General features: G+C 58.9%; 13 protein-coding genes. 3 read left to right on the top strand and 10 right to left on the bottom strand.

Annotated features, from left to right (window positions below; all coding sequences use genetic code 11):
- Positions 1-7: 7 nt before the first annotated feature.
- Positions 8-514 (bottom strand): winged helix-turn-helix transcriptional regulator, encoded by a 507-nt coding sequence (locus AC1RO0_RS01255; protein ID WP_498592354.1) that lies wholly within the window; start codon positions 512-514, stop codon positions 8-10.
- 150 nt (positions 515-664) lie between these two features.
- Here AC1RO0_RS01255 and AC1RO0_RS01260 point away from each other — a divergent pair, with 150 nt between their 5' ends.
- Complete coding sequence (locus AC1RO0_RS01260) at positions 665-1156, top strand: GNAT family N-acetyltransferase (RefSeq protein ID WP_498591158.1); 492 nt, start codon at positions 665-667, stop codon at positions 1154-1156.
- A 44-nt stretch (positions 1157-1200) separates the two neighbouring features.
- Here AC1RO0_RS01260 and AC1RO0_RS01265 read toward each other — a convergent pair whose 3' ends face one another.
- The 4 genes from AC1RO0_RS01265 to AC1RO0_RS01280 all read right to left on the bottom strand — a co-directional run bounded on the left by AC1RO0_RS01265 (position 1201) and on the right by AC1RO0_RS01280 (position 6526).
- A complete protein-coding gene (locus AC1RO0_RS01265; RefSeq protein ID WP_498591159.1) occupies positions 1201-1665 on the bottom strand; it encodes a GNAT family N-acetyltransferase in 465 nt (154 codons plus the stop codon).
- A gap of 32 nt (positions 1666-1697) precedes the next feature.
- Positions 1698-3599 carry an ABC transporter ATP-binding protein gene (locus AC1RO0_RS01270; protein ID WP_498591160.1) on the bottom strand — a complete coding sequence of 634 codons (1902 nt, stop codon included), beginning with the start codon at positions 3597-3599 and terminating at the stop codon, positions 1698-1700.
- 2 nt (positions 3600-3601) lie between these two features.
- Positions 3602-5380, bottom strand: a complete 1779-nt coding sequence (locus AC1RO0_RS01275; RefSeq protein WP_498591161.1) for an ABC transporter ATP-binding protein — start codon at positions 5378-5380, stop codon at positions 3602-3604.
- 270 nt (positions 5381-5650) lie between these two features.
- Positions 5651-6526, bottom strand: coding sequence for a LysR family transcriptional regulator (locus AC1RO0_RS01280; protein WP_498591162.1), 876 nt, complete (start codon positions 6524-6526; stop codon positions 5651-5653).
- A 130-nt stretch (positions 6527-6656) separates the two neighbouring features.
- On the opposite strand from AC1RO0_RS01280, the gene AC1RO0_RS01285 reads away from it, so the two are divergent.
- Entirely contained in the window at positions 6657-6878 is a 222-nt protein-coding gene (locus AC1RO0_RS01285; protein ID WP_498591163.1) for a DUF1127 domain-containing protein, read from the top strand.
- 16 nt (positions 6879-6894) lie between these two features.
- Here AC1RO0_RS01285 and AC1RO0_RS01290 read toward each other — a convergent pair whose 3' ends face one another.
- Complete coding sequence (locus tag AC1RO0_RS01290; protein WP_498591164.1) at positions 6895-7785, bottom strand: polysaccharide deacetylase family protein; 891 nt, start codon at positions 7783-7785, stop codon at positions 6895-6897.
- Between the two features lie 301 nt (positions 7786-8086).
- Between AC1RO0_RS01290 and AC1RO0_RS01295 the strand changes: the two genes are divergently transcribed.
- On the top strand, positions 8087-9082 hold the full coding sequence (locus tag AC1RO0_RS01295; RefSeq protein WP_498591165.1) for an aldo/keto reductase: 996 nt from the start codon (positions 8087-8089) through the stop codon (positions 9080-9082).
- A gap of 2 nt (positions 9083-9084) precedes the next feature.
- Here the strand turns inward: AC1RO0_RS01295 and AC1RO0_RS01300 are convergent, their stop codons facing one another.
- The 4 genes from AC1RO0_RS01300 to metG are packed head-to-tail and all read right to left on the bottom strand — an operon-like array spanning position 9085 to position 12749.
- The gene (locus AC1RO0_RS01300; protein WP_498591166.1) at positions 9085-9576 is read right to left on the bottom strand and encodes a YbaK/EbsC family protein; all 492 of its coding nucleotides are present in this window, start codon (positions 9574-9576) and stop codon (positions 9085-9087) included.
- Positions 9573-10400, bottom strand: a complete 828-nt coding sequence (locus tag AC1RO0_RS01305; RefSeq protein WP_498591167.1) for an MBL fold metallo-hydrolase — start codon at positions 10398-10400, stop codon at positions 9573-9575. The genes AC1RO0_RS01300 and AC1RO0_RS01305 overlap by 4 nt, the downstream gene beginning before the upstream one ends.
- A 4-nt stretch (positions 10401-10404) precedes the next feature.
- Positions 10405-11187, bottom strand: coding sequence for a TatD family hydrolase (locus AC1RO0_RS01310; RefSeq protein WP_498591168.1), 783 nt, complete (start codon positions 11185-11187; stop codon positions 10405-10407).
- Positions 11188-11195: 8 nt separating this feature from the next.
- Positions 11196-12749, bottom strand: coding sequence for a methionine--tRNA ligase (metG, locus tag AC1RO0_RS01315; RefSeq protein ID WP_498591169.1), 1554 nt, complete (start codon positions 12747-12749; stop codon positions 11196-11198).
- Positions 12750-12805: the final 56 nt, after the last annotated feature.

Genomic DNA, 12805 nt, shown 5'->3' on the forward strand with positions numbered 1-12805 from the left:
AATGTAGTCAGGCGTCGAAGCCCAAGAACCATGCCTTCATGTGCTCTATCCGCTCATGGACGGCTTCATCGGCGGCCGGGCCGGGCACGAGAATCGTATCTTCGGGATGGAAGGCGCGGCCGGTCACGCGGTCGATGAGAAGCGGATCGCGATCTTCACCGGTGGCCGCATCGGCAAGCCGCATCGCGACGTCCTCGGGCGGCAGATGCCGGTTGCCCCAGGTGAACAACGCCATCAGGACAGGAAAGAAATCACGCCCCTTGTCGGTCAGGACATATTCGTAGCGCGGCGGCCGCTCATTATAGAGGCGGCGTTCGAAAAGGCCTTCATCGGTGAGGTGTTTCAGCCGCCGCGTCAGGATATTCGGGGCGACCCCGAGATTTTTCTGGAATTCATCGAACCGCGTCAGCCCCTGGAGCGCATCCCGGAGGATCAGAATGCTCCACCAGTCGCCGACGCTTTCAAGCGCGCGGGCGGCGGGACATTTGAAGGTGCTGAAGCTGGTTCTCTGCATGGCAGAGGCGAATAGCATGAATAACTATCATGATGCAAGTTACTAGTAAGCGCGCTGAAATTTGATTGCAGGAAGGGGTGACAAAGTGGTCATTTCAATCAGGGTGTTTCGAAACTGACATTCAGTCTCTGTCTCGGCTAGAGTAGCGACATGACAGCGATCCGGCATCTAGACACTGAGCGGTTATATCTACGCGGGCTTCTTCGAACCGACATTGCGTTCATACGCGAATTGATCACTCATCAGGAGGTACGCCGCTATCTTGGCGGCCCCATTCCGAGCGCCCGACATGAGGCGGCTCTGTCCGGCTATTTTACGGTCGACGAAGGGGAAATGGTGTGGTTGGCGGAAACAAAAGATTCATTGCAACCTCTTGGTTTGATTTCCATCTCGCATCACGCAGATGGCTTTGATGACGAACTGTCTTACCAATTTCATCCCGACGCTTGGGGGCTTGGCTATGCAACGGAAGCAGCTGGGCGCGTCCTTGAGTATGCATTGAAAGATCTGCAGTTCGACCGGCTAATAGCGGAAACACAGTCTGCTAACTCGGCATCTCGCCGCCTGCTTGAGCGAATAGGAATGAGAGAAATGAAACGATTGCAACGGTTCGGAGTCGAGCAGATCGTCTATGAACGCTAACTATTCGCCACGACAAATGCTGGGGGCAACACCTTGGGAAAGCATCATGGATCGATTTTATAGGCTTTGGAGAATGATCCGCCGCCCGAGCGATAGGTTTGGAAGCCCATAGCCTCATAGTAGGCGAGCCCCATCTTATTGCCTTCGCCGATGGTCGCATCGATATTCTGCAAACCAAAACTCTTCGCGGCCCGCAACGTCGCCTGAAATAGTGCTGAACCGATGCCCTGGCGGCCAGCTTGGGGGCTGACATGGGTTCCGATGATCCCCCATCCCTCGGATACTCCATAGGGATTTCCCGCTACGGCGTAGCGCAGGGACTGGAACCCGAGAATCCGCCCTTGTCCGTCCTCTGCGACGGAACATTCTATGCGATGTTCGTGCTCGATGTAATGCGCCAGGACCAACGCGACATCGCCAGCACTCTTTCGCAGGCCGGCGTCGAAAATCTCGTTCAGAACAATGCTCATGCCTTGAGCATCAGCAGATTTGGCGGGTCTGATGTTCATATTTGTAACCTGTGAGTGCAACGATTCCAGACCTACGTCCGCGACTCCGTCGGCGTGGACGGGGTCGCTTCCTCGTCGGGAATATCGTCGAAAGAGGAATAGTTGAGGTTATAGAGCTTCGAATAGAGCTTGCCGTTTGCCATCAGCTGATGGTGATTGCCGCTTTCGATCAGTTGCCCGTTCTGCAAAACGATGATGCGGTCGGCCTCGCGGATGGTGGCGAGGCGGTGGGCGATCACCAAGCCTGTGCGGCCTTCCAGCAGCTTCACCAGCGCCTTCTGGATCAGCATTTCGGTATAGCTGTCGATATTGGCGGTGGCTTCGTCGAGCACGAGGATCTTGGCGTCGGCGACGAGGGCGCGGGCGAAACTGACGAGCTGGCGCTGGCCGAGTGACAGGCCGCCGCCGCGCTCGCCGAGCATGGTTTCGTAGCCATCCGGCAGCCGTATGATGAACTCATGCGCGCCGACCGCCTTTGCCGCCTCGATGATCTCTTCGCGGGTCGCCTCGGCCTTGTTGTAGCGAATGTTCTCCATCACGGTGCCGGTGAAGAGGAAAGGCTCCTGCAGCACCATGGCGATCTGCTGGCCAAGCGAATCCTGGGTGAGGGAGCGGACGTCATGACCGCCGACCAGCACCTGGCCCTGCTGGACGTCGTAGAACCGATGGATCAGCGCCATGGAGCTGGACTTGCCCGAACCGGTCGGCCCGATCAACGCGACGGTCTCGCCGGGATTGACCTTGAAGCTGACGTTTTTCAGCACCGGATGCTTCGGGTCATAGCCGAAGACGACATCGCGGAACTCGACCGAGCCATCCATATCCGCCGACAGCACCTTGGCGTCGGGCGCATCCTTGATATCGATCGGCACGTCGAGCACTTCCGTCAGCCGCTGGCCAGAGGCCATGGCGCGCTGCATGACGGAATACTGCATCGTCAGTGAACGGATCGGATCGAAGAAGCGCTGAATGTAGAACAGAAAGGCGACCATGACGCCGACATCAAGCCTGTTGTTCAGCACCATCGAACCGCCGACGATGATGACGATGGCCATGGCCATACCCGTCAGCGTATCAACGATTGGAACCATGATTTGCGCATATCGTGCCGCGGTCAGGTGCGCCTTCAGATTGGTTTGCGCCTTCTCGTCGAAGAGGCTGAAATTGACACGTTGGCGGTGCATACCCTGGACGGCACGCACGCCATGGATCGCCTCGGCCAGTGCGCCGCTGGTGATAGAGTTGACTTCATGTGCGTTCATGAAGGCGACACGCGCCTTCGGGAGCCAGAACAGGCGGACGACGAAGAGGATCGGCATGACCGAAAGCGTCAGCAGGCCAAGCCGGAAATCGAGCGACAGCATGACGACGACAATGCCGAAGAGCAGGGCGATGTCGCCGACGGAAAGCACTGACGTTTCAAGGAATTCCTGCATGGAGTTAACGTCGCCCTGCAGGCGCGACATCAGTCGGCCGACCTCGGTCTTGTCCATGAAGGAGAGCGAAACGCGCTGCATATGTGCAAACATCGCCCGGCGAATATCGAACAGCACCTCTTCCGCGACCTCACCGACATAGGTCTCCTGCACGTAGCTTGCCCCGTAGTTGACGAGGATCGCCACGCTGAAGATCGCCAGAGCCAGCCAGAGCGCCGAATAATTGACGGCGCCCGGCACCATCGCATGGTCGATTGCGTAGCGAATGACGAGCGGTATGACGATCTGCGACGCGGTGAAGAGAAGCACGGCCACGACCGCGATATAGACCTGCCGGCGATACGGGCTAACGAAGGCCCAGATGCGACGGACGATCTTGGTGTCGAAGACCTTGCCGAAGATCTCTTCCTCAACGCGGTGCGAACCGACCACGGCACGGGGAGGGCGGCGTCCGTCGTCGCGCACATCGTTGCGCTCGGTTTCTGTGGTTTCCGACATTGTCAGGCCTCCCTCTTCACCGCGACGACCCTGTCGGTAGACAGCTTTACGTCGTCATCCGGGCGAACCTGCAGATCGTATAGCGCCTTGTACCGCCCCCCCGCGGCCAGGAGCTGTTCATGCGTTCCCCGTTCGAGGATCTCGCCATCTTCGATGAACAGGATCTGGTCGGCATGCATCAAAGAGCTCAGCCGATGGGCGACGACCAGGGTCACGCGGTCACGGGCAAAACGCTTCATGGCGCTGCGAATGCGCTGCTCGGTCGCCGCATCGATTGCTGCGGTGGAATCGTCGAACACCATCACCGCCGGCTTCAGCATCAGCGTCCGCGCGATCGTCAAACGCTGGCGCTGGCCTCCGGACAGCGATACGCCGCGCTCGCCGACGACTGTGTTGTAGCCAGCCGGCAGGCCGAGAATGTAGTTGTGCAATTGTGCGGATTCAGCGGCGCGCTCAATGCGGCCTTCCTTCGCCCAGGGATCGCCATAGGCGATATTGTTCTCGATGCTGGTCGTGAACAGGAAGGAATCCTGCTGCACGACGGCGACGTTCTGGCGCAGTGATTGCAGCGTCGCCTTGTTGATGTCCTGACCGTCTATGGTGATGCGGCCGGAGGTCACATCGTAGAAGCGTGGAATGAGATGCGCGATCGTGGATTTGCCGCTGCCGGGCGGTCCGACGATGCCGATGGTCTCGCCGCGCCGTGCCTCGAAACTGATATTGCTGAGCACGGGGCGCGTTTCTTGGCCGGGATAGACGAAGCTAACATTTTCGAAGCGCAGCACGCCGTCGGTGACGACCAGCGGCTTGGCGTCCGGCGCGTCCTTGATGGCGATGTCGAGGTCAAGCAGGGCAAAGAGCCTCGAGCCGCAAGTCGAGGCGCGGGCAAAGGCGTTGACCATCAGCCCGAGCTGGCGCACCGGCATTTGCAGGATGGTCATGAAGGTCAGGAACGAGGCGAGAGTGCCGACGCTGATTTCGCCCGCAATGACCTTGTTGCCGCCGACCCAGAGCACGAGGCCCATGGCGGCGAAAAACGAAAAGTTCATGGCGCTGGTGTTCACGACACGAATGCCGACGCGCTTGTGGGCGAGGGTGAGGGCGTTGTGCGACGCCTTGTCGAATTTCATCAGCTCGTGAGCCTGCGCGGCGAAGGCACGCACGACACGAATGCCGCTGAGATTTTCTTCCATGACGCGGGTCATAACCGACAGCCGCTCTTGTAGGTCGAGCCACGTCGCGCGCAGCCTGAGCTGGGTCACGGAGGAACGCCAGGCGACGAAGGGCACAAAGCTCAAAGCCAGAAGCCCGAGCACGGCATCGGTTGACAGCAGCATATAGGCGCCAACGCCGATCAACACGGTGAGCAGCACCGTGCGGACAAGCGCCGTGGAGAAATACATACGCACGCCTTCGAGATCGAGCAGCCCAATCGTGATGAGATCACCGGAGTGAACCTTGTCGTGGAAGCTGAAGGGAAGCTGCTGGAACTTCTCATAACAGGCGAGGCGCAACTCGTAGCCCATATGGTGGCCGACGGCTTCGCTGTAATAGTTCTGCACCATGGTGAAAAGACCGCGCAGAACGCTGACGACTAGCAGGAGCAGGGCGGTCGTCATCAGCGCGCTTTCGGCGACATGTCCAGCCACACCGCCGGCGAAGGCCGATTGCGTCTGATCCACCGCATGGCCAAGCAGGCGCGGGATCATCAACTGTAACGTTGCAGCTACAAAAGTGGCCCCTATGGCAAAACCTGTCTGCCAAGGGTGACGCAGCGTCATATGCGTGATCCGCACGATGGTAGAGAGACCTCGACCCCAACCGGCCGCACTAACATGCGCCAACGAAGTCAACGACTTCGCGGCGCTTCTTGATGAATCGCTGCTCACGCTCTTATCCAGGCATTTTTAGAACGAGGCGGGCCCGGAATCGGGTTCGGATCGCAAAGGGGAATTATTGATGTGACGAATGTCGCCGATTCCAACCGGGCATTCAAGGGTTCACTTGGTCACAAGTGCTCCCCGAACGTTAGATTGCGTGTTCAGAGACGTTCAGTTTCGGAACTCGCGCAAACAGTTGACGACCTCGCGCAGGCCCTTTGTCAGGTGCTTGTCGCGACGCATGACCATGCCGAGCTGGCGCGCAAGCCGTGGCTTCAAGGGCGATGTCGCCAGGTAATCGCTTCGATCGCGCTGCAGGGCCAGCCCCGGAAGCAACGACCAGCCGAGGCCCGCCGCCACCAACTCCTTGACCGCTTCGACGCTGCCGAACTCCATCGCGGGCTTCAGCCGGATTCCGGCGGAAGCGAACCATTCGTCGATCGCGCGCCGCGTGTTGCCACCCTCGTAGAGCATGAGGGTCTTGTCGCTGAAAAATGCGGCCTCCGGCCCATCGCTAGGCATTTGGCTGCCCTTGGGGGCTACAGCGAGAAGCTCATCTTCGTAGAATGGTTCCACCTCGAGCGAACGTCCGGCAGCGGGCAGGACCACAACCGCGAGATCCAGCGCATTCGCTTCCAGATCGCGAAGGATCTCGTCGGTGTTACCGATTCGGACGATAATCTCCAGCCCAGGCATGCGCTTCTTCACGGCGGCGATGGCACGGGGCAGGAGGTGGATGGAGGCTGTGCCGCCGCTGCCGATCCGGACGCGTCCGACCGAACCCTCGTGGTAAGGCATCATCGCCTCCTGCGCCGCGGAACAGTCCTCCAGTATCCGACGCGCGTGAAGCAGCAGCTCGACGCCGGCCGGAGAGGGCTGTGCTCGCCGGCCCACACGTTCGATCAAGCGAACGCCAAGCCGCTGCTCGAGGAGCTTCACTTGCAAACTGACGGCGGGCTGCGTCAATCCCACCTTATCGGCGGCGGCCGTGAAGCTGCCGAGATCGACGACGCTGACGAACGCGGCGAGCTGATCGAGATTGAGCATCAGAAGAATTCCTTATGAATTGTATTAATTTCATAAGCTTCCTTCGTGGGGAGCGCCAGTGCATTTTATGGGCATACCCAAAAGCAGCCCGGCGTTTTATCGGCTGCATGGCAGATCAGGAGCTTATGCGATGACAACCGACGTTGAAAACCCGATTGCAATAGGGCCGGGAAGGGACTGGAACGGGGTGATGGGCATCGCGCGGTGCGCGCTGACCACGCTCGTCTGCTATCTGGAAAAACGCGAGACCCGAAGAGACCTCTCGGAGCTCTCCGACACTCAGCTTCTGGACATCGGCGTGACGCGTGCGGAGGCAAAAGCCGAGGTCAATAAGTCATGGTTTTGGGGGTAGCACGGCGCAGCGGGTGCTATTGGTCGTAGTTGCTGATATCGCCGAAGGCATAACCACGTTGTCTAAGCGCATCGATCAGCGCCTTCAGATTCCGCGTGCCATCGAACTTGTCCTGAAACATCTCATCGTGCATGAGCAGGATCATTTTACCTGGTCGCACGAACTTGCCATACGCAAATAGATGATCAATCTCCCCGACGAGGTGATCGACGGACTGGACGGGTTTGCCGTCATTGCTGTGAACCCACTCGAAATCCCAGCCATAGAGGTAGAATCCGGCTTCGGCGACGAGTTCATAGTCCAGCCACTCGCGCTGCCACTCGGCGACATTGAGGGACATATCCTCGCTGGAAACATTGCGAAGCCGAAAGACATTGCGTCCCGGCAGGCGGGCGTCAACCTTCGGTGTCAAATCAAGAACGCCATTGGCACGAAGCATGTCAGCGACCACGGCATCGGTGTTTGAGTAGTAGTGTCGATAGTGATTGTTGGCATGGCTATAGCTGTGATTTCCCACCGTGACGAGCGGCAGGGCTTTGGCCTCGGTCAATAACGCGCGGCCCTGCGGATTGCTTTCGACGTGCTGCCCGACCATGAACATAACGGCGGGAACATTTTCCTGTTTCAGCGTGGAAAGGATATTCTCCGTGCCGAGCAGCGGACCGTCATCGAATGTCAGATATATCGTTCGCTCCGCCGCCGATGCAGCGCCGATGCAAGCCACGAGAAAAATCGCGACCTGAAGCGACCGTTGAAATACGTTCCAAAGCAAATCGTATCCGCCCGAAAGTCTATGCTGCAAACTTGCGGCAGGTTGGCATATCAGCCGTGATAAGAAAAGCATGTGGCGAACGATGGAGGCGGTCTGCGTGACGGCTGGGGCTAGAAGTAGGTGGGTGCGTTTCATTGGCACGTCGCACTTGGAAATAGAATGTACCCAGCCAAATACAAATATCACATAAGATAGATTATGGAACTAAACTCATATCCGATATGCCGCGTTACCGCGAACAAACATATTCCCAGAACGCTAAACCAAGCTCGTGGTCACCAGCAACAGGAATGTCGGCAGCGGCTCGCGCAGAACACCGGCGGCAATCGTGAACGGCGTTTTTCACCGGTGAAAGATATGCTGCGGATTTGGCGGTATACAGTCCGCTCGGTCATCCCTATTTCGTATTCAACAACAGATGATCGAGGAGGATGTGATGCTGACGAAACCTGATAAGGCCACGACGATTAGTCTTTGGAATGGGCACGAGATTCCGCGGCTCGGCATGGGTTGTTGGGCGATCGGTGGCCCGTTCTACGCAGGTGATGTGCCACTTGGCTGGGGAGAGGTCGACGACGATGAGTCGATCCGAGCTATCCATCGCGCCGTCGATCTCGGCATCCGTTTCTTCGATACGGCTTCGAACTATGGTGCAGGACATTCCGAAAAGGTGGTTGGCCGTGCGATTGGCAATCGCGACGATATTGTCATCGCCACGAAGTTCGGTTTTGCAACCGACGAGGCAAGCAAGCAGGCGACGGGAGCCTTCGCCGATCCCGCTTTCATTCGCCAATCTGCCGAGACGTCACTGAAGCGGCTGAAGCGCGAGCGGCTGGATCTGCTGCAGTTTCACCTGAACGACTTTCCGCTGGAGGCATCCGACGAGGTCTTCGAGACGCTTGAGATCCTGAAAGCCGAAGGCAAGATCGATGCGTTCGGTTGGAGCACCGATTACGCCGATCGCGCAGCCAGGCATGCCGCACGGACGGGTTTCGTCTCCGTCCAGCACACGATGAACGTCTTCGAGCCGGTTCCTGACATGATCGATGTAATCGAAAAGAATGGCCTGATCTCTATCAATCGCGGCCCGCTGGCTATGGGACTTCTCAGTGGCAAGTTCACAATTGACAAGACCGTTGGCGCAAACGATGTGCGCGGCGCGAGTCTTGATTGGATGGTCTATTTCAAGGATGGCAAAATCGCGCCGGAATTTGCAACACGGCTGGATGCCGTGCGAAATCTGCTGACGGCGGATGGACGGACGCTAACGCAGGGCGCACTTGCCTGGCTCTGGGCACGTTCTAGCCGCACATTGCCGATACCCGGCTTCCGGACTGTTGCACAGGTGGAAGAAAATGCCGGGGCATTGCAGAAAGGCCCGCTGGCACAGGACGTGATGGATGGTATCGACGCGGCCCTCGCCCGCTTGTAGGCTCAGCCTGCCTTCACCCGTATCACCTTGGCCCCGATCTTCTCTGCCAAGACCTTCGGATTGCAAGCAAAAATACTGTCTGGCCGTCCCGCCGCACACCAGACCTGATCGTAGCTCAGCAGACTTTCGTCGACGAAGACCGGCAGGTTGACGCGGTGGCCGATCGGGCCGACGCCGCCGATGGCGAAGCCGGTTTCGTCGCGGACGCGGTCGATGTCGGCGCGCTTTAGGCGCAGGCCGTAAGTGGCTGCGATATATGCCGTATCGGCATTGTGGGCGCCGGAAACGAGAAGCAGCGTCAGGCCATTGGTGTCCGCATTGACGAAGACCAGCGATTTGACGATCTGGCCGACGGCGCAGCCGGCCGCATTGGCGGCTTCCTCAGCCGTGCGGGTCGATTGCTCCATGCGCTTGATGGCGATGTCGAGGCCGAGATCGCGAGCGGCCTGCTCGACGCGCTCCAGGCTTGAAAGCTTCCTGCTATCCTCGCTCATAGATCATCATCCTCTACATCGAGCTCAATACGCATCTGGTCGTAGGCCGGTTCGACATTATCTGGCGTTTCCGCAAGCACGGTCTCGTAGTCGAGCGGTGTGTGCATATGGGTCAGGATCGCATGCTTCGGCTGCAAGCGTTCGATCCAGGCGAGCGATTGCTCCAGCGAAAGATGGCTTGGATGTGATCGATATTGCAAGGCGTCGATGATCAAGATGTCGAGATTTTGTACCTTCTCGACAGATTCCGCCGGGAAGTCGCTGATATCGCTGCAATAAGCAAGCTTGCCGATACGAAAGCCAAGCGAGTGGATGTCGCCATGCTGCTGCTTGTGTGGCCAGAAGCTGATCGGACCGCCCGGCCCTTCGATCGTAAAGCTCTTGTCGAGGCTTTCGATGATGACCGGCCTGACGATCGGCGGATAGCTGCTGCCCGGCGGCGTTTCCAGGCAATAGCCAAAACCTTCGCGGATACGGTCCATGGTCGGCTGATCCGCGTAGATCGGAATGCGTTCATGGGCATTGTGGAAGAAGCCGCGCAGATCGTCGAGGCCGTGAATATGATCGGCATGCGCGTGCGTATAGAGCACGGCCTCGATCGAACCCACGCCGGCGCGGATCATCTGTTCGCGAAAATCCGGGCCGGTGTCGATGACGACGGTGGTAACGCCGCCATCTGCGGCGATCTGCTCGACCATGAAGGCCGAGCGCGTGCGACGGTTTTTGGAGTTCTTCGGGTCGCAAGCGCCCCAATCGCCGGTAATGCGCGGCACGCCCGGCGACGACGAACAGCCCAATATGGTGAAGCGCCGCCGGTGTGTCACGCCGTCAGACCCTCGTCATCCGGGAGAAACAGCGAAATGCGTTCTCGGTGGTGATCGCTGAGATCTCATCCATGCTGACGCCGATCGTGTCGGCCAGCACCTCGGCGGTGTTGACGACATAGGACGGCTCGTTGCGCTTGCCGCGCCAACGTTTCGGCGCGAGATACGGCGCATCGGTCTCGACTAGAAGCCGGTCGTGCGGGATCGTCTTGGCGATGTCGCGCAGTTCCTCGGATTTCGGAAAAGTCAGGATGCCGGAAAAGGAGATATAGCCGCCGATTTCGACGCAGGTACGGGCGAGGGCCGGGCCGGCGGAGAAGCAATGCAGGATGAAGGGGAAGGCCCCCTTCCCTGTTTCCTCGGTCAGGATCGCGGCCATGTCTTCGTCGGCGCTACGGCTATGAATGACCAGCGGCAGCTGCGTTTCGCGCGCGGCTGCGATATGGCGCAGGAAGCCGGTCTTCTGATCTTCAGGCTTCACCGTGTCGTAGAAATAGTCGAGCCCCGCCTCGCCGATGGCGACGATCTTCTTATGCTGGTTTGCCAGCCGCACAAGATCCTCGGTCTGGATATCAAGCTCCTGATCGGCACTGTTCGGATGCGTGCCGACCGAACAGAATACGGATGGATACCGCTCGGTGATCGCCAGCAATCCATCGAGCTTTCGGACCTTGGTCGAGATGGTGACCATCTGCTTGACGCCGACTTCATGGGCGCGTGCGACGATCACATCGCGTTCCTCCGCGAAATCGGCAAAGTCCAGATGGCAATGCGTATCGATCAGCATGGCAAACCTTATTCGACTGTCGGCGCCACGTAGCGCGGGAAGACAGGCTTCGGCGCTTCCAGCGGTGTTCCGGGGACAAGACGGCCAGCCTCGCCGAGGGCGGCGAAGTCGCGTTTGTCTGAGGGAATGGCGATCAGATCCAGCAGCTTGGTAGAGGAATCCGGCATGAAGGGCTGCAGCAGAATGCCGATCTGGCGGACGACATCGGCCGTGACGTAGAGCACGGTCGCCATGCGAGCCGGGTCGGTCTTCTTCAGCGCCCAGGGTTCCTGGCCGGCGAAATAGCGGTCGCTTTCGGAGACGACGGCGATGATCGAGGCGAGCGCACGGTGAAGCGCCTGCTTGTTCATATCCTCGCGTGTGGAGGCCAGCAGCGCATCGGCTTGTGCCAGAAGCGCCTTGTCTTCTTCCGTCAGCTCCCCGCATTCCGGGATCTTGCCGTCGCAATTCTTGACGATCATCGACAGCGAGCGGCTAGCGAGGTTGCCGATGCCGTTGGCGAGATCGGAATTGATGCGCGTGCCGATCGCCTCCTCGCTGTAGCTGCCATCCTGGCCGAAGGAGACTTCACGCAGGAAGAAATAGCGTACCTGATCGAGGCCAAAATGGTTCACCAGATTGACCGGATCGACAACGTTGCCGAGCGACTTCGACATCTTCTCGCCCTTGTTGAGCAGGAAGCCATGGGCAAAGACACGCTTCGGCAGCGGCAACTTCGCCGACATCAGAAAAGCCGGCCAATAGACGGCGTGGAAGCGGATGATGTCCTTGCCGATGATGTGCACATCGGCCGGCCAGTATTTCGCGCGCGGATTGTTCCTGTCCTCGATATAGCCGGTCGCCGTGATGTAGTTCGTCAGCGCATCGACCCAGACATACATGACATGCGCCGGATCGTTCGGCACCTTGATGCCCCAGTCGAACGTCGTGCGCGAGATCGACAGATCCTTGAGGCCAGACTTGACGAAGGAAATCACCTCGTTGCGGCGCTCGGTCGGGCCGACGAAATCGGGGTTTTCCTCGTAGAGCTTCAGCAGGCGGTCCTGATATTCCGAGAGCTTGAAGAAATAGCTTTCCTCCTGCACCCACTCGACCGGCGTGCCCTGCGGTCCGTAGCGCACGCCGTCGGCGCGCAGCTCCGTTTCGTTTTCCTGGTAATAGGCTTCGTCGCGCACCGAATACCAGCCGGCATAGGAATCCTTATAGATGTCGCCGGCATCGGCCATCAGGTTCCAGATGTTCCGCGAGGTCTCGTGGTGGCGTTCTTCCGTCGTGCGGATATAGTCGTCGTTCGACGAATTGAGCAGCTTGCCCATCGCCTGGAACTCGGCTGAATTGCGGTCGGCGAGCTCCTGCGGAGACAGACCCTCGCCGCGCGCCGTCTGCTGCATCTTCTGGCCGTGTTCGTCCGTACCCGTCAGGAAGAAAACGTCGCGCCCATCCAGCCGCTGGAAACGTGCCATGGCGTCGGTGGCAATCAGCTCATAGGCATGGCCGATATGCGGCTTGCCGTTGGGATAGGCGATCGCGGTGGTGATGTAGAACGGGGTCTTTTCGGTCATATCAGGCAATGGTCCGCTTTACGGTTTCATCATTGTTATTCTTGCTCATGCTCGCT

The sequence above is a fragment of the Rhizobium sp. GW821-FHT14E12 genome, from assembly GCF_058803745.1.